General features: G+C 52.9%; 16 protein-coding genes. 10 read left to right on the forward strand and 6 right to left on the reverse strand.

Features of this window, described 5'->3' with window-relative positions:
* Position 1 precedes the first annotated feature (1 nt).
* Positions 2 to 976 (forward strand): porphobilinogen synthase, encoded by a 975-nt coding sequence (hemB, locus tag JQN59_RS17680; protein WP_149607788.1) that lies wholly within the window; start codon positions 2 to 4, stop codon positions 974 to 976.
* 77 nt (positions 977 to 1,053) lie between these two features.
* Here hemB and tauD read toward each other — a convergent pair whose 3' ends face one another.
* Genes tauD through tauA form a run of 4 tightly spaced genes read right to left on the reverse strand, consistent with a single transcriptional unit; the run spans position 1,054 to position 4,473 of the window.
* Positions 1,054 to 1,905, reverse strand: a complete 852-nt coding sequence (tauD, locus tag JQN59_RS17685) for a taurine dioxygenase (protein ID WP_048214812.1) — start codon at positions 1,903 to 1,905, stop codon at positions 1,054 to 1,056.
* Positions 1,902 to 2,732: a taurine ABC transporter permease TauC gene (gene tauC, locus JQN59_RS17690; RefSeq protein WP_048214813.1), complete on the reverse strand. Its 831-nt coding sequence runs from the start codon at positions 2,730 to 2,732 to the stop codon at positions 1,902 to 1,904. The genes tauD and tauC overlap by 4 nt, the downstream gene beginning before the upstream one ends.
* Positions 2,729 to 3,496, reverse strand: coding sequence for a taurine ABC transporter ATP-binding subunit (gene tauB / locus JQN59_RS17695; RefSeq protein WP_048214814.1), 768 nt, complete (start codon positions 3,494 to 3,496; stop codon positions 2,729 to 2,731). The genes tauC and tauB overlap by 4 nt, the downstream gene beginning before the upstream one ends.
* A 14-nt stretch (positions 3,497 to 3,510) precedes the next feature.
* Complete coding sequence (tauA, locus tag JQN59_RS17700; protein ID WP_003830936.1) at positions 3,511 to 4,473, reverse strand: taurine ABC transporter substrate-binding protein; 963 nt, start codon at positions 4,471 to 4,473, stop codon at positions 3,511 to 3,513.
* A 328-nt stretch (positions 4,474 to 4,801) separates the two neighbouring features.
* Here tauA and JQN59_RS17705 point away from each other — a divergent pair, with 328 nt between their 5' ends.
* The 9 genes from JQN59_RS17705 to JQN59_RS17745 all read left to right on the forward strand — a co-directional run bounded on the left by JQN59_RS17705 (position 4,802) and on the right by JQN59_RS17745 (position 15,373).
* Positions 4,802 to 5,431 (forward strand): response regulator transcription factor, encoded by a 630-nt coding sequence (locus JQN59_RS17705; protein WP_048214815.1) that lies wholly within the window; start codon positions 4,802 to 4,804, stop codon positions 5,429 to 5,431.
* Entirely contained in the window at positions 5,431 to 6,972 is a 1,542-nt protein-coding gene (locus JQN59_RS17710) for an MASE1 domain-containing sensor histidine kinase (RefSeq protein WP_103015009.1), read from the forward strand. The genes JQN59_RS17705 and JQN59_RS17710 overlap by 1 nt, the downstream gene beginning before the upstream one ends.
* Positions 6,973 to 7,057: 85 nt before the next feature.
* The gene (uhpC, locus tag JQN59_RS17715; RefSeq protein WP_060682680.1) at positions 7,058 to 8,362 is read left to right on the forward strand and encodes an MFS transporter family glucose-6-phosphate receptor UhpC; all 1,305 of its coding nucleotides are present in this window, start codon (positions 7,058 to 7,060) and stop codon (positions 8,360 to 8,362) included.
* Positions 8,359 to 9,390 (forward strand): ABC transporter substrate-binding protein, encoded by a 1,032-nt coding sequence (locus tag JQN59_RS17720; protein WP_003830932.1) that lies wholly within the window; start codon positions 8,359 to 8,361, stop codon positions 9,388 to 9,390. The genes uhpC and JQN59_RS17720 overlap by 4 nt, the downstream gene beginning before the upstream one ends.
* 68 nt (positions 9,391 to 9,458) lie before the next feature.
* Positions 9,459 to 11,537 (forward strand): ABC transporter permease, encoded by a 2,079-nt coding sequence (locus JQN59_RS17725; protein ID WP_032942495.1) that lies wholly within the window; start codon positions 9,459 to 9,461, stop codon positions 11,535 to 11,537.
* An 11-nt stretch (positions 11,538 to 11,548) separates the two neighbouring features.
* Entirely contained in the window at positions 11,549 to 12,595 is a 1,047-nt protein-coding gene (gene fbpC, locus JQN59_RS17730; protein ID WP_000192349.1) for a ferric ABC transporter ATP-binding protein, read from the forward strand.
* 232 nt (positions 12,596 to 12,827) lie between these two features.
* Positions 12,828 to 13,178 (forward strand): hypothetical protein, encoded by a 351-nt coding sequence (locus JQN59_RS26995; RefSeq protein ID WP_239484190.1) that lies wholly within the window; start codon positions 12,828 to 12,830, stop codon positions 13,176 to 13,178.
* Between the two features lie 349 nt (positions 13,179 to 13,527).
* Complete coding sequence (locus JQN59_RS17740; protein WP_149607789.1) at positions 13,528 to 14,994, forward strand: PAAR domain-containing protein; 1,467 nt, start codon at positions 13,528 to 13,530, stop codon at positions 14,992 to 14,994.
* On the forward strand, positions 14,969 to 15,373 hold the full coding sequence (locus tag JQN59_RS17745) for a hypothetical protein (RefSeq protein WP_149607790.1): 405 nt from the start codon (positions 14,969 to 14,971) through the stop codon (positions 15,371 to 15,373). Before JQN59_RS17740 ends, JQN59_RS17745 begins: the two co-directional genes overlap by 26 nt.
* Before the next feature lie 110 nt (positions 15,374 to 15,483).
* On the opposite strand, the gene mmuM is transcribed toward JQN59_RS17745, so the two are convergent.
* Together mmuM and mmuP are read right to left on the reverse strand one after the other, a co-directional pair.
* Positions 15,484 to 16,416 (reverse strand): homocysteine S-methyltransferase, encoded by a 933-nt coding sequence (mmuM, locus tag JQN59_RS17750; protein WP_149607791.1) that lies wholly within the window; start codon positions 16,414 to 16,416, stop codon positions 15,484 to 15,486.
* Entirely contained in the window at positions 16,403 to 17,806 is a 1,404-nt protein-coding gene (mmuP, locus tag JQN59_RS17755; protein ID WP_001373486.1) for an S-methylmethionine permease, read from the reverse strand. Before mmuP ends, mmuM begins: the two co-directional genes overlap by 14 nt.
* Positions 17,807 to 17,844: the final 38 nt, after the last annotated feature.

Consider the following 17,844-nt stretch of genomic DNA (forward strand, 5'->3'; position numbering starts at 1 on the left):
CATGACAGACCTAATCCAACGCCCTCGTCGCCTGCGCAAATCCCCTGCGCTGCGCGCTATGTTTGAAGAGACAACACTCAGCTTAAATGACCTGGTGTTGCCGATCTTTGTTGAAGAAGAACTCGACGATTACAAAGCTATCGACGCCATGCCCGGCGTGATGCGCATACCAGAGAAACACCTGGCGCGCGAAATCGAACGTATTGCTAATGCAGGCATCCGCTCGGTCATGACCTTCGGGATTTCTCATCACACCGATGAGACCGGCAGCGATGCCTGGAAAGAAGACGGTCTGGTGGCGCGCATGTCGCGTATCTGTAAGCAGACCGTACCAGAAATGATCGTCATGTCCGATACCTGTTTCTGTGAATACACCTCGCATGGTCACTGCGGCGTGTTATGCGATCACGGCGTTGATAACGATTTAACCCTTGCCAACCTCGGCAAACAGGCAGTCGTTGCCGCAGCAGCGGGCGCAGATTTCATCGCCCCTTCCGCCGCAATGGACGGCCAGGTACAGGCGATTCGCCAGGCGCTGGACGCCGCGGGCTTCACCGATACTGCGATCATGTCCTACTCCACCAAGTTTGCCTCTTCTTTCTACGGCCCGTTCCGTGAAGCCGCAGGCACGGCGCTGAAAGGCGATCGTAAAACGTATCAAATGAACCCGATGAATCGCCGTGAAGCGATTCGCGAATCGCTGCTGGATGAAGCCCAGGGCGCAGACTGCCTGATGGTCAAACCGGCTGGCGCGTATCTCGATATTCTGCGTGATATCCGCGAGCGCACCGAGCTGCCGATTGGCGCTTATCAGGTCAGCGGTGAATACGCGATGATCAAATTCGCGGCGATGGCAGGTGCAATAGATGAAGAGAAAGTGGTTCTGGAAAGCTTAGGCTCGATCAAACGCGCTGGCGCGGATCTGATCTTCAGCTACTTCGCACTGGCTCTGGCTGAGAAAAAAATCCTGCGCTAACCACTTTGTTGCCGAATGGCGACTTCACCTTATCGGGCCGACAGTTCCAGGCCCGATAAGTAAAACCCCACCAACAATCAACCCGCCCGATAAAAAGGCTGATCCCCAAGGATCGTCGCCCGGTGCATAATACGCCGCTGCGGCAGATAATCCGCATTGGCATAATGTTGCGTGACGCGATTATCCCAAATCGCCACATCGTTGGGCTGCCAGCGCCAGCGCACCTGAAACTCCGGTTTGGTGATATGCGCGAATAAAAAGCTTAGTAACGCCTCGCTCTCTTTTTCCGTCACATCGACAATTCGCGTAGTAAATCCCTCATTCACAAACAGTGCCTGTTTACCGCTTACCGGATGGGTCCGCACCACCGGATGTAGCAACGGTGGATGTTTAGCGACGGCCTCCAGCCAGCGCTGATGCTCTTCTGGTGTCTTGCGGTATTTATATTCCTGGAATGATTTACGGAAATCATGCTCTGCCCGCAGGCCACTCAACAGCTGACGAAACGGCTCAGACAATGCCTCATAAGCTGCAATTCCGCTGGTCCATAGAGTGTCTCCCCCGGCCGATGGCAGCTCTTTTGCTGCCAGAATCGCCCCGGCAGGCGGCGTGTCGATAAAGGTGACATCGGTGTGCCAGTTGTCGTTATCCGGCGGATTATCGTTATGGGTATCCAGTACGATAATTTCCTCTACCCCTTCGGCGTGTGGGTAGACCGGGTGAATATGCAGATCGCCGAAACGCAGCGCCAGTGCGCGCTGCTGCTGTGGCGTAATCACCTGCTGTCGCAGAAACACCACCTGGTGGCGCAATACCGCATGATAAAGCTGTTCAAACTGATTATCGCTCAGCGGACGCGTCAAATCCGCACCAGTGATTTGTGCGCCAATGTACGGCCCCAGCGGGGTAATGCTCAGACGTTCACTCATTGTACTTCTCCATGCCAGGGCGTCAGGCGACGCTGAAGCGCGCGCAGACCCAGCTCTAAAATAAATGCGATAACGGCAATGACCGCAATCCCTGCCAGCACCACATCCGTTGCCAGAAACTCACCGGCTGACTGCACCATAAATCCTAACCCTCGCGTGGCAGCGATCAGTTCAGCTGCCACCAGCGTCGACCACCCCACGCCCAGTCCAATACGCAACCCGGTAAGAATTTCCGGCAAGGCACCCGGTAAAATCACAAACCACAGCACCTGCGCACGGCTGGCCCCCAGCGACTGCGCAGCCCGGATTCTCACCTGCTGCGCACTTTTTACCCCCGCCAGAGCCGACATCGCCACAGGGGCGAAAATCGCCAGATAGATCAGCAGGATCTTGGAGGTTTCACCGATGCCAAACCAAATGACCATCAGCGGTAAATAGGCCAGGGGAGGAACCGGACGATACAGTTCAATGATCGGATCGAGAATGCCGCGCATCGTAGGACTCAGCCCCATCGCGATCCCAACCGGAACGCCCAGCAGCACTGCCGCCAGCAGCGCGATAACAATACGCGTCAGACTCGCCGCCAGATGCTGCCACAGCGTGGCATCCATAAACCCTTGCGGCCCGGCAATGACGATCAGCTTTTGTAAAACCTGTCCCGGCGGCGGTAAAAACAGCGGACTGATTAACTGCAGCGCCGCCACCGTCCACCACACCGCCAGAATGACGGCCAACGTACCAAGGCTTAAGGTAATCTGCCGCGAGAACGGCCAGCGCCAGTTCAGCACCCGCTGGCGACGGGGTTTATCATTAATCACCACGCTCATGAGAATGCCTCCCGTTGTTCAAAGACCCGACCTAACACATACTCGCGCATGGCGATAAACTGCGGATCGGACTTAATGCTGCGGCTCGACTCTCCGGCCACAAAACGACGGGCAAAATTAAGCGGCAGTCGTTCCAGCACCCGACCAGGACCTGGGGACAGCAATACCAGCTCTGTCGCCATAAACACCGCTTCTTCGATATCATGGGTAATCAACAACACCTGTTTCCCGGTCTCATACCACAGCTTCAGCAGCAGGGTTTGCATCTGCTCGCGGGTAAAGGCGTCGAGCGCGCCAAAAGGTTCATCCAGCAGCAACAGCTGCGGGTTGGCCGCCAGTGCCCGCGCAATGCCGACACGCTGACGTTGTCCACCGGAAAGCTGCCAGATAAAGCGTTTGCCCGCGCCCTCCAGTCCGACTTTCTGCAACATTTCCAGTGCAATACGCTGGCGCAGCTGCTTGTCCACGCCCGCCAGTTGCAGACCAAAAGCCACGTTGTCCTGCACGTTACGCCAGGGCAGCAGACCTTCGTTCTGGAACACGACCCCGCGATCTGCCCCCGGACCGTCAACCCTGTTACCCGCCAGCGTGATGCTGCCATGCTGATACGGCACAAACCCGGCAATCAGATTTAACAACGTGGTTTTCCCACAACCGGAAGGCCCGAGTACCACCAGCAGTTCACCGCTATCGAGCGTCAGGTTGATATCCTCCAGCGCCGGTTTTCCACCGTAGCTGGCGGCAAGATGAGAGATTTGCAGCATCATCGCCTCCTTATTTATTGCACGAAGCGATCGGTCACGTACTGGCTGTAATCTGTCGCGACAGCGGGGACTTTGCCCTGCTCTTTAAGGAACTGCGCGGTGTCGATAATCGCTTTGTTCACCGGGCCGGTTAGCTCAGCGGTTTGCTGTTGCGGTGTCAGGTAAGTGTTACCTTTCACCAGCCCCGGTACATCCGCCTCCGGTACGCCGCTCAAACGTGACAGTTTGCTGATATTCTCCGGCTGCTTCAGCCATTCATCAGGATTAGCGATATAAGGCTGCTGGGCATCGATAGCGCTTTTGGCAAAGGCTTTCACCACCTCAGGATGCTTCTCGGCAAAATCTTTGCGCACCACCCACACGTCCAGCGTCGGTGCCCCCCACTCGCCAACCTGCGAGGAGTCGGTTAACACCTTTCCGTCTTTTTCCAACGCGTTGACCGCAGGTGCCCAGACATACGCACCATCAATATCTCCGCGCTGCCATGCGGCAATAATCGCCGGTGGTTGCAGGTTCACAATCTCCACCTGGCCGGGTTTAATCCCCCAATGTTTCAACGCCGCCAGCAGGCTGTAATGGGTGGTGGAAATAAACGGCACGGCAATGCGTTTGCCAATCAAATCTTCCGGTTTACTGATGTTTTTCTTCACCACCAGCGCCTCAGAATTGCCGAGCTTTGATGCCAGCAGGAAAACCTCAATAGGCACCTGCTGACTGGCAGCGACCGCCAGCGGGCTGGAGCCAAGATTACCGATCTGCACATCACCGGATGCCAGCGCACGAACGATGCTCGCCCCGCTGTCAAATTTGCGCCAGTCAACGGTCGCCCCGCTCTCTTTGGCAAACGTGTTGTCCGCCTGCGCCACTTTGGCAGGTTCGGCGGAGGTCTGATAAGCAACGGTGACGTTCACCGCCTGCGCCTGAAATGCGATGAATGCCAGTGCGGCAAGAAGTGCGTTACGCGATGAAATAGCCATGATTGTCTGCTCCCCTGTCTTGTTATGGGGGCAGTATTTCGTTGCGGCACAATTTGATAAAGGAATTAAAAATTCTGGCTAAGAACAAAGCGTTTTTAGAAAAAAAGCGGCAATAGTTAGCTATTTCGCTCATTACGGAACGTAGGCCGGATAAGGCGCTTGCGCCGCCATCCGGCAATCAATGCCTGATGCGCTACGCTTATCCGCTCTACAACACCCGGCAAATTATTGCGATTTTGTTACATTCGTTACATATCCGCGCCACGATGATTGCCAGCGCGGCGCTGGCAGGCATCATAGAGGCCATTGTCAGCAAGAGAGCAATATCATGATTCATGTTGTGCTGGTGGATGACCATGTGGTGGTGCGTTCCGGCTTTGCGCAATTACTCAGTCTCGAAGACGATCTTAACGTTACCGGTCAGTACAGCAGCGCGGCGGAGGCCTGGCCTGCACTTCTGCATGATGACGTCAGCGTCGCGGTAATGGATATCGCCATGCCGGATGAAAATGGCCTGAGTCTGTTAAAACGACTGCGGACACAAAAGCCCGGTTTTCGCGCCATTATTCTCAGCATTTATGACTCGCCCACGTTTGTGCAAAGCGCGCTGGACGCTGGCGCCAGTGGTTACCTGACCAAACGCTGCGGCCCGGAAGAACTGGTGCAGGCGGTACGCTCGGTGGGCTTGGGCGGACATTACCTGTGTGCCGATGCGCTGCGTGCGCTACGCGGCGGCGAGCAGCCCGCGCAGGTTCTGGAAGTTCTGACCCCGCGCGAGCGTGAAGTGTTTGATCTGTTGGTCAAAGGCGACAGCGTAAAAGAGATCGCCTTCAAGCTCGACCTCAGCCACAAGACGGTGCACGTTCATCGCGCGAACGTGCTGGGCAAACTGCAATGCCACAGCACCATCGATCTGGTGCATTTTGCCCTCGACCACCAGCTATTGACGGGGCATTAATGTCGCGTAACCTTCGGCATTGGGTTATTTCTCTGTTTATTCTGCTGGCCTGGGGATCGGGCTGGCTGATGCTGTGGACGCTGGGGTTTTACCTGACCCACAACGGCCAGCAGGCGGCGCTATTTCTGCCACACGGCGTCTATCTCGCGCTGTTAATTCTGCTTTCTCGCCGTTACTGGCCCGCGCTGATACTACCGCCGGTGTTGATGTTGTTCTGGCTGCACAGCGAGCAATTACTGAATGGCTATATCCTGCTGGCTGCGCCGTTAATTAGCCTGATTCCGGCGAGCATCGGCCAGTCATACTGGCACCGCTTTCCCCTTTACTGGCAACGCTTAACGCTGCTGCTGGCCGCCGTAACGCTCACCTCATTGCTCAATACTGCCCTGCTTTCACCGTTTATCCAGAGCCCGGCAACGCTGATTGGCCTGGCGTCGTTTACCGGTGGCGTGTTGCTGACGCCGTTTGTCTATCTGATCTATGAATTTCTGCGCCAACAGCACCGCTATCATCTGCTCGGGCTGGATACCACCAATCCCCCGCTGCGCACTTCGCTTATCATCTGGTGTAGCCTGTTTTTTATTATTGGCATCGGCACCCAAATGGTGCTGTCGCCGGAGATCGAGCGCCTGTTGCTGATCGTAGTGTTCTTACCAAACGTGGTGATGGCATGGAAATTTGGCTGGCAGGGCGGCGTGTTGTCAGGATTGCTCGGCAGTATGATGATCACCATCGCCCGGCAGATAGGCGTGGGGTTCAGCAATCTGCTTGAGCTGGAGATTTTCCTCGCCACCCAGGCGCTACTCGGCATAGGCCTGGGGATCGCCATCAGCCGCCAGCAGCATTTGGCGCAAAACCTGCACCATTATCGCCAGCGTCTGGAAACCGAACTGGCGGCGCGTCGCGCGCTGACCGAACAGCTGATCCGCACCGAAGAAAACACGCGCAAAAGCCTGGCGCGGGAACTGCACGACGAAATTGGTCAGAACATCACCGCCATTCAAATTCAGTCGCAACTGGTCAAACGCGCACCGGGTCGTGAGCAAACGCTTGAGGCTGCGAATCAAATCAACGACCTGGCCCGGCGTATTCATCACTCCACCCGTCAGTTGCTGCGCCAACTGCGCCCCCCCGCGCTCGATGAACTGTCTTTTAAAGATGCACTACATCATCTGGTGAATGAATTTGCTTTTGCTGAACGGGGTATTCGCTGCCGCTTTGATTATCAGCTAGAAAATACGCCAGAAAACGAAACGGTGCGCTTCACGCTGTATCGCCTGTTGCAGGAGTTACTCAATAACGTCTGTAAACATGCCGATGCCAGCGATGTGTCGATTACGCTGCGCCAGCGGGAACATTGCTTGTTTCTGGACGTCGCTGACAACGGCGTTGGTATTCTGCCAGAAAAAATTCCCGGTTTCGGTATCCAGGGGATGCGTGAGCGGGTGAGCGCCCTTGGCGGTGAACTGACGCTCGAATCAAACAATGGCACGCGAGTAATTGTTAACCTGCCCACAAATTTGCAACAAACCAGTCGCTAACCAGGAAAAAGTCTTAGTCACTGCGGACTTTCTCTCATCCCCTTTTGCTTTCACTTTCCTATAGTCAGCACAAACGGAGACTGCCATGCCTACACGCTCAGCCAGCGAAACAGACCAACAATACCGGGCGCTACGCCCCCGGCTGCTGATGTGTATGGTAATTGGTTACGCCGCGTTTTATCTGACGCGCAAAAGCGTTAACTATGTCCTCCCGGCGCTACAAACAGACCTGGGTCTGGATAAGGGCGATATCGGCTTGCTCGGGTCACTGTTTTATCTGACCTATGGTCTGTCGAAATTTACCGCCGGGCTGTGGCACGACAGCCACGGACAGCGCGCGTTTATGGGTATTGGTCTGTTTGCCACCGGCGTTTTAAACGTGCTGTTCGCCTTTGGTGAATCGCTGACGCTGCTGCTGGTGGTCTGGACGCTGAACGGATTTTTTCAGGGCTGGGGCTGGCCGCCCTGTGCCCGACTGCTGACCCACTGGTACTCGCGCAACGAACGTGGCTTCTGGTGGGGCTGCTGGAATATGTCGATCAACATCGGTGGCGCCATTATCCCGCTGATTAGCGCTTTTGCCGCCCACTGGTGGGGCTGGCAGGCGGCCATGCTGGCACCGGGGATAATCAGTATGGCACTGGGAATCTGGCTCACCCTGCAATTGAAAGGCACGCCCCAGGAAGAAGGATTACCCACGGTTGGGGAATGGCGGCATGACCCGCTGGAGCTGCGTCAGGAACAGCAAAGCCCGCCGATGGGGCTGTGGCAAATGTTACGTACCACCATGCTGAAAAACCCGATGATCTGGCTGCTCGGCGTGTCGTATGTATTGGTCTACTTGATCCGCATTGCGCTCAACGACTGGGGCAACATCTGGCTGACGGAAAGCCACGGCGTGAATCTGCTCAGCGCCAATGCCACGGTGATGCTGTTTGAAGTTGGCGGCTTGCTGGGGGCGCTGTTTGCCGGATGGGGATCGGATCTGCTGTTCAGCGGTCAGCGTGCGCCGATGATTTTGCTGTTCACGCTGGGGCTGATGGTTTCCGTCGCCGCACTGTGGCTGGCACCAGTGCACCACTACGCGCTACTGGCAGTGTGTTTCTTTACCGTGGGCTTTTTTGTGTTTGGCCCACAAATGCTAATTGGCCTCGCAGCCGTTGAATGCGGACACAAAGCGGCGGCAGGTTCAATCACCGGTTTTCTCGGGCTGTTCGCCTATCTGGGGGCCGCGCTGGCGGGTTGGCCGCTGTCGTTGGTCATAGAACATTACGGCTGGTCGGGAATGTTCAGTTTGCTCTCGGTTGCCGCTGTCTTTATGGGTTTATTGCTGATGCCGTTGCTCATTGCGGGCATTACCCCTTCTCTCAGTCAAAGGATAAAACAATGAAACTGACGCTTACCTCTACCCTGATTGCTTCCGCTCTGACGCTGGCGGCCTTCAGCAACGCAGCCCAGGCGCAGGGCCGTCTGGTGGTGTACTGCAGCGCCACCAACGAGATGTGCGAAACCGAAACCAAAGCCTTCGGTGAAAAATATGATGTGAAAACCTCATTCATTCGCAACGGCTCGGGCAGTACGCTGGCGAAAGTGGATGCCGAGAAGAAAAACCCGCAGGCGGATGTGTGGTACGGCGGTACGCTGGATCCGCAATCCCAGGCCGGTGAAATGGGTCTGCTGCAGCCGTATAAATCACCAAACCTCGAACAGATCATGGAGAAATTCCGCGATCCCGCGAAGGTCAAAGGTAACCTCTCTTCGGCGGTTTACGTCGGTATTCTGGGCTTTGGCGTCAACACCCAGCGCCTGAAAGAGAAAAACCTGCCGGTGCCAAAATGCTGGAAGGATCTGACCAAACCGGAATACAAAGGCGAAATCCAGATTGCTGACCCGCAAAGCTCCGGTACCGCCTACACCGCGCTGGCGACCTTTGCTCAACTGTGGGGTGAAGATCAGGCCTTTGATTACCTGAAACAGCTCAATGCCAACGTCTCTCAATACACCAAATCCGGCATTGCCCCGGCGCGTAACGCCGCTCGCGGCGAAACGGCTATCGGCATTGGCTTCCTGCACGACTACTCGCTGGAAAAAGAACAGGGCGCACCGCTGGAGCTGATTTCCCCCTGCGAAGGCACCGGGTATGAAATCGGCGGCGTCAGCATCCTGAAAGGCGCGCGCAACGTCGACAACGCCAAACTGTTCGTTGACTGGGTGCTGTCGAAGGACGCGCAGGAGCTGGCGTGGAAGAAAGGCAAATCCTATCAGATCCTGACCAACACCACTGCCGAGACCTCTCCTAACTCGCTGAAGCTCGACGACCTGAAGCTTATCAATTACGACATGGATAAGTACGGCTCGACTGACGTACGTAAGGCGTTGATCAATAAGTGGGTTAGCGAAGTTAAGATGGGTAAATAAGCCCACGTTGCGTTCATTTGCCGGGTACGGCGTAAACGCCTTACCCGGCCTACATTACCGGAAACGCTATGTCACACACACTTGCACTCCATCCCGTGAAAAAACGGGATGCGATATTTCTTTGGGTTTTGCTCGGCTGGCTGGCGTTTGCCCTGCTGCCGAGCTGGAGCCTGGACTACGGTCTGCTGGAGTCAACGCGGGAGGAAATACTCACCGCCTACGGCTGGTCGCAGTTTAATATCAGTTGGCTGTGGTATCTGCTGCCAAGCCTGCTGCTGGTGCGCCCATTCCATGAAGCCAGGCGCGAACAGCGCAGCCGCCATTATCTTGACGCGGGTTGGGCATTTTTCTGTATGGCCTTTATTGTCGCCAGCGCCACCCTTGAGGGTCGCGGCTTAGGCTATGCCACCATCGTGCTGTTTGTCGCGCTTGGCGCAATCATGACCCTGGCACTCACCCGCCTCGAATGGCTGGGCGGTGACCGTTTCGTCATCGGCTCACTTACCGCGATTGTCGCTCTGATCGGTATTTTTATCGTCTGGCCGAGCATCGCCATTTTCATTCCGATGTTCACCAACGACGCCGGGGAATTTGCCCCGCTGGCGTTTATGAATGTGCTGTCGCAGGCGCATATCATTCAGGTGATCCTCAACTCGATTATGCTGTCGATTGCCGTCGGCGTCGGCTGTACCTTCTTTGGTCTGGTACTGGCTATCTACACCACCCGTATCGCCAGACGCAGCGCCATAATCGGACGTATCTTCTCGATTTTGCCGATCGTCACTCCGCCGTTTGTCGTCGGTTTAGGCGTCACGCTGATGATGGGACGCTCCGGTTACATCACCGAGTTTATGGTCGAATGGTTTGGTTTAACCAACACCAACTGGCTGTATGGCTTTACCGGCATCTGGCTGGCGCAGGTTCTGGCCTTTACGCCGATGGCGTTTATGATCCTCGACGGAGCAATCAAAACCATTCATCCGTCGCTGGAAGAAGCGTCATACACCCTGCGTGCCAGCCGCTGGCAGACCTTTAACGGCGTGTTTGTCCCGCTGCTGAAACCAGCACTGGCTAACGCCTTTTTGATTGTGGTCGTGCAGTCGCTGGCCGACTTTAGTAACCCGCTGGTGCTCGGCGGTAACTTCGACGTGCTGGCAACGCAAATCTACTTCTACATCACCGGTTCGCAGCTTGACTACCAGGCCGCCAGTACGCTGGGTGCCTTCCTGCTGCTGTTCTCGCTGCTGGTGTTTTGCGTGCAGTATATGTGGATTGGTAAACGCTCATACGTCACCGTTTCCGGCAAATCCTACCGGGGCGACGTACAGCCGCTGCCGGTAACGCTGGTATGGAGTGTGGTCGCGCTGCTGGCAGTGTGGATTGCCTTTAACGCCCTGCTCTACGGCAGCATTTTCTACGGTAGCTTCACCGTCAACTGGGGCGTGGACTACACCCTGACGCTGGCGAACTTTACCAAACTGTTCGGTCAGGGGATGAGCGATGGCGCGTGGCCTTCACTGCTCGACACCCTGCTCTACGCCGGGATTGCCGCGCCGATCACCGCGATCTTCGGCCTGCTGATCGCGTGGATCGTGGTGCGCCAGCAGTTTAAAGGCAAGAAGACCATCGAGTTCACCACCATGCTGTGCTTTGCCGTTCCGGGCACCGTCGCGGGCGTGTCGTACATTCTGGCCTTTAACAGCGCCCCGGTGTACCTCACTGGTACGGCGGCGATTGTCATTATCTCGATGGTAATGCGTAACGTCCCGGTCGGCATTCGCGCGGGCATCGCGGGCTTGGGCCAAATCGATAAATCGCTCGATGAAGCCTCACTCAGCCTGCGCGCCGGTTCCCTGCGTACCATTACGCACATCCTGCTGCCGCTGCTGCGCCCGGCGATCCTCTCGGCGCTGATTTACAGCTTTGTGCGCGCCATTACCACCGTCAGCGCCATTGTGTTCCTCGTCACGCCGGATACCCGCGTAGCGACGGCTTACATCCTCAACCGCGTGGAAGATGGCGAATACGGTGTAGCGATTGCCTACGGTTCCATTCTGATCGTGGTGATGCTGGCGATTATTTTCATCTTTGACTGGCTGATCGGTGAATCACGTACCTCCCGTTCAAAAGCCAAAAACCAGGCGTAATGGAGCGCACTATGACTCAGAAAAATTTCGTTGAACTGCGCAACGTCACTAAACGATTTGGCAGTAATACGGTAATCGACAATATCAACCTCACCATCCCGCAGGGGCAAATGGTGACGCTGCTCGGCCCGTCCGGCTGCGGCAAAACCACTATTTTGCGCCTGGTTGCCGGGCTGGAAAAACCGAGCGAAGGGCAAATTTTCATTGATGGCGAAGACGTCACCCATCGCTCTATTCAGCAGCGCGATATCTGTATGGTGTTTCAGTCCTATGCCCTGTTCCCGCATATGTCGCTGGGAGAGAATGTCGGTTATGGCCTGAAAATGCTCGGCGTACCGCGCGCAGAGCTGAAAGCCCGCGTCAAAGAGGCGTTGGCGATGGTGGATCTGGAAGGATTCGAAGACCGCTTTGTCGATCAGATCTCCGGCGGGCAGCAGCAGCGCGTGGCGCTGGCCCGCGCGCTGATCCTCAAGCCGAAAGTGCTGCTGTTTGATGAGCCGTTGAGTAACCTCGACGCCAACCTGCGTCGCAGCATGCGCGACAAGATCCGCGAGTTGCAAAAGCAGTTTGATATCACCTCGCTGTACGTCACCCACGATCAGAGCGAAGCCTTTGCGGTTTCTGATACCGTGCTGGTGATGAACAAAGGACACATCATGCAGATCGGCTCACCGCAGGATCTTTACCGCCAGCCCGCCTCCCGCTTTATGGCGAGCTTTATGGGCGATGCCAACCTGTTCCCGGCAACCTTCAGCGACGGATACGTTGATATCTACGGCTATCATCTGCCGCGCCCGCTGCACTTTGGTACACAGGGTGAAGGGATGGTCGGTGTGCGCCCGGAAGCGATCACGCTCAGCGATCGCGGCGAAGAGAGCCAGCGCTGCGTGATCCGCCATGTCGCCTATATGGGGCCGCAGTATGAAGTGACGGTGGAATGGCACGGGCAGGAGATATTATTGCAGGTCAACGCTACGCGTCTGCAACCGGACGTCGGCGAGCAGTATTATCTTGAAATCCATCCGTACGGCATGTTTGTTCTGGCGGATGCGGCATAATTTGTGCCGGGCTACGATCAAACAACGGACCAGATAAAATTAATTTGATTATAGAGAAGGAAAAATCCTTATAAAATATTTAGTAAGTAAATACATATAAACTTAATTATTCCAAGCCTGAATCATCCTTAATTGGATTCAGGCTTTTTTATTACTTATGCGATCAGCCGCACAACTTTTACAGAGAAAATAGTATGTCATCACGTTTTCAACGGATGAGAGAGATTCAAAAATGTATTTTTACCAGGAAGAAAACCAAATCACTCAATATATAAGTGAGCACGAATTATGGGTATTGGGTCGTGTCAGCGGGATATACAACAAAACAACACATAAAAACGAAAAAATGTTAGAACCGTTGTGGAGGAGATACGATCGAAGTATCGAGGGGATTTTAATCTTTTATTCAAAGATGGAAGCATCAATTTACTCTGTTTACCTAGAGAAAAAATTTAATGAAAAGTGGAGCGTATATGCACTGAATGATTTTAACATTGGGGAAATGGTAAAAAACAATAAAATCATCAAAAATAGCGATGATTATTATCTGCTGTTGAGTGCAGGATTATGGGCTGATAAATAATGCAATATTATATATCATGGTTATCATTTAGCTCAAGTTGTAATCCCCGTCAAATATACCTTTAGCAGTTTCAGTGAAAATGAAAAATTGCCTATCCTAAAAATACCTGAAAAAGTTACAGATAGATTTCATCAAATGTGGAAGAAAAGATTCCCTGATTTTCTAAGTCATACTCAATCGCAATGTAATTATCATAATGACTATTTAAAAGAACAAAGTCTAATCGCTTATAATAATATGCAATTCAAAGAATCGAATAAAATCGAAGATTGTGTTTATATGGCAACATGGAAAAATGACTGGATTTTTTGTAATCCGGAAAGTTTAAGTTTATTAAAATGAGAATTGTATGGGAATTGCATATTTTTTAAGGGTCGGTGATAAAACAACCTGCGGCGGTACTATTTTAACAGGCTGTACTAATCATACACTCGACGGACAGCCAACGGCACGACATGGCGATAGCTATATATGCGGTAAAGATAAAAAACTCTACCACATAGTAGGAGGACAACCGGGTTATTTTATACATGGTGTTCAAGCTGCCGGAACAGCACATAGCGTTGGCACATGCCCCTGCAAATGCAGATTTATTAACTCAATTTCAAATGTCACTTATTTCTATGAGAGTGAAGTTCTCTCCGCACCTAAGCCAGTCACAAACAGAGTGGTCTCTGTAGCGCCGCAGAACGCGCCAAAACCGCTCACGATGGCACCTGGACCATATTGTCCGAGTGAAGAGGATAAACCGCCTCGTGAGCCTGTTGATGGGGGATTTTGTGTATTGCCCTATGAGTCAAAACCATCAACATATGAGCCGTATATTTTCGTTAACCCCCCCGAGGGTACGAGAGAACTGTATCACAAACTGAACCCTGATATGAAAAAACAACCTGGTTCAATTCTGATTGTTGTTGATCCTGAAAAGCAAGATCAGCAACAGATTGAAACATTGCAAAAAGCGCGTGATCGAATTGATAAAGCTCTGGCCCCACTTACCTTGCAGGATGCAAAGTTATTGCATGATAACAGAGGAGCCGTGGATGCATTTTCATATCAACTTTTCGGTGATTATTTAGGAAATGCTGGAGATGGTTTTGGATATATTAGTGAGATAGGTAAAAGTTATTACGGAGAAATAAAACAAATATTAATTGAAATTCAGGAGTTATATAAAGATACGTACAGTCATAACAAAGGAATTATATCTGGGGAAGAGTTCTTTGGTCAACGAGCAAGACTGTTTAAAAACCTAGATGCTGTTTTAAACAAATTTTCAAAAACCCAGCTTAATTTAGAAGAATATGATAGTATTAAAAAAGCATTAGGTTTATCTACAAGTTCAATTATGTATAAATGGGATAAAACTGGAATAGATAACATTGAAGGTTATGCTACATATATTGAGCGCTCGGCAAAACTAATGAATCTAATGAAAACTGTTGGTTTTGTTGGCATAGGTTTAGATTTTGCCGGATATACATCAAATGTTTATGACGCTTGTTCAAAAGGTCGTGAAAGTGCTTGTAAAAAAGCGGCGATAACAGAATATAGTAAGTTTGGATTAAAACAGGGCAGTAGTATACTGGCAGGAGCTGTTGCCGGGCGTGCTGCGACTGCGCTTTGTACCTGGGTATTAGGGATTTCTACTATAGAAGCAGGCGGTGTCGGTGCTACTCTGTGTTTTGTTACAGGGGTCGGTGTTACTATTACGTCAGGTAAGATTGCAGAAAAATATGGCGAGGACGCTGGTGAAAAATTAGGTAATTATGTAGGAGATCATATTATCTATGATAACTTTTTTCATTCAAAATAAAGATGATATAAAAATTATCATTAGCTTTGCTTTAATGCTTAATGGATTATTAATAATAATCTTTTATTTTTACAACAAAATAGCATATAAAAAAATTGTTGATATCTATGAAAAGGAAATCGGACCATTACCTGTTACAGCAATAATGTGTAAAAATGCAAGTCTATTTACCACACCAGGATTATATTTGACTAAAGTCGCGTTTATTATGGAGACTTTAATTTTCAAATATAATAAAATTTCTAATTATGGTATGAGCATAGAGGGTTATAATTTAATAAGAGGCTTGCCTTGCAAATTAACACTAGGATTTAAAATTGAAGCAGTGCTGTGGATTTTATGTATTCCTGTGTTGCTAAGTATGTTTATTGCATTTTGAATAAAGGGACTCCATTGGAGTCCCTTCTTTAATTTTATATCAATGCACCCTATATCTGATCAACAATCCAGCCGTATCGCCACATCATTCACTGTAGACCCGATAAACCCTCAGCTTCGCGCTTTTAACGCGGCGATATCCGCAGGCGTGGTGCGACAGCACCCGCCAATCAACCGTGCGCCAGCGGCCTGCCACTGCGGCAGATAATCCGCCAGCTGCGCGCAATGTTCACCGTGATGATGCCAGGTTTTGCTCACGGCATCGTAATGCTCGCCCGAGTTCGGATACACCACAAGCGGCAGCACCGTTAAACCGTGTAAATGCTGCAACGCAGCGGTGGTGTTTTCCAGCGCAATACAGTTAATGCCTAGCGCCACCACCTGCGGATAACCCGCCAGCAACGCAACCACGTCACGCAGCGGCGTGCCGTCACTCAGGTGCTCGCTGTCGCGCAGGGTAAATGAGAACCACGCCCGCGCACGCGGATATGCGGTCAACAGCTCGGCCAACGCCTCAATCTCGGAAAAATTCGGCAGGGTTTCGCAGGCCAGCAGATCGGCCCCGGCATCCAGCAAGGCTTCCACGCGCGGGCGATGAAACGCCTGAAATGCCTCAACGCTACAATGATAATCGCCACGGTATTCAGAGCCATCCGCCAGATACGCGCCGTAAGGCCCGACGGATCCCGCCACCAGAAGCGTTCCCGCCTGCGGGTTCTCTGCCAGATACGCTTCACGGGCTTTACGCGCCAGCTCCACGCTTTTGCCAATCAGCGCTTTCGACTGCGATTCATCCAGACCTCGCGCGGCGAAGCCCGCCGGCGTCGCCTGATAGCTGGCAGTGATCGCGCATTGCGCCCCCGCCCGGTAGTAATCAAGATGCACTTCGCGGATAAGCTCCGGGTTTTCTACCAGCACTTTGGCTGACCACAGGCTGTCGGCTAAGTTACACCCTCGCGCTTCCAGCTCCGTCGCCATCGCGCCATCCAGCAGCAGGATATCCTGTTTATCAAGGAGAGCGCGTAACGGATTATTCTGCGACATGTTCTGGCTCCTGTTTTGCGTTTCGGGGTTGAGTAAGGAAATAAGCACCATAGCACAACGCAACAAACGGTAACCCGCACCACAACGCAATTCTCTGCGCTGGATCGAATGCCAGCCCAACACAGGCCACCAGGCACAGCACAAAACCTAATACCGGCACCAGCGGATACCACGGCGCGCGATAATGTAATTCACTCAATGCCTTACCTTGTTGCAGATGACGGCGGCGAAAAACAAAATGCGAGGCGCAGATGCTCAGCCACACCGCTACCACCGCAAACCCGGAGATTGCCGACAGCGCAACAAATACCGTGTCCGGGGCCACCACGCTGGAAAACAGCGCCAGCACACCACCGAGCATACTGACCGACAGCGCCGTCAGTGGAACGCCGTTTTTCGTTACTCGCGCAAAACAGGCCGGTAGCGTACGTTCATTCGACAGCGACCACAGCATGCGCCCAGAGGCATATAACCCGGAGTTCGCTGCAGAAAGAATAGCCGTCAGGATCACGAAGTTAAAAATATCAGCGGCGTACGGGATCCCTACTTTCTCAAACACCAGCACAAACGGGCTTTTCTCCACGCCCGCCTGCTGCATCGGGATCAGCGCTGCCAGCACAAACACGGTGCCGATAAAGAAAATAATCAGTCGCGCGATGGTAGTACGAATCGCTACCGGGATAACTTTGCGCGGGTTTTCCGTTTCACCGGCGGCAATGCCGATAAGCTCGGTACCCGAAAAAGCAAAGTTCACTGCAACCATAGTCATCAGAATCGGTAAGCCACCGTGCGGGAACCAGCCCTCCGCAGTGATATTACTCAGCCCCGGCGCGGGCGAGCCATCCTGCATCGGAATAAAGCCGAAAATCGCCGCCCCACCGAGGATGATAAAGGCGATGATAGTGACCACTTTGACCAGCGAGAACCAGAACTCCCCTTCGGCAAAAAAGCGCGTGGAGATAACATTCAGACCAAAAATAATCGCGCAGAACACCACGCACCAGACCCATACCGGCACCTGTGGAAACCAGTACTGCATACAGAATCCAGCGGCGGTAAAGCTCGAACCCAGCGCCACGGTCCAGGTCAGCCAGTAGAGCCAGGCCACGGTATACCCGGTAGCCGGACCAAGATAGCGCGCGGCATAAACGTGAAACGCTCCGGTCTCCGGCATCGCGACCGACAGCTCGCCCAGACACTGCATAACCAGCCAGACCACCAGCGCGCCAATCAGATAGGCCAGCAGCGTTCCCGCCGCTCCAGTGGTGGAAATGATGTACCCGGTATTGAAGAATAATCCTGTGCCAATCACGCCGCCCAAGGAAAGCATAATCAGGTGACGCGTTTTCATTGTGCGCTTCAGTGGCGCATTTTGTTGTGTTGTTTGCATATAACCTTCTAAACGTATGGACATCTAAACATCCAAAG

Source organism: Citrobacter sp. B72, from assembly GCF_016894305.1.
GTDB classification, from domain to species: Bacteria; Pseudomonadota; Gammaproteobacteria; order Enterobacterales; family Enterobacteriaceae; genus Citrobacter; species Citrobacter portucalensis.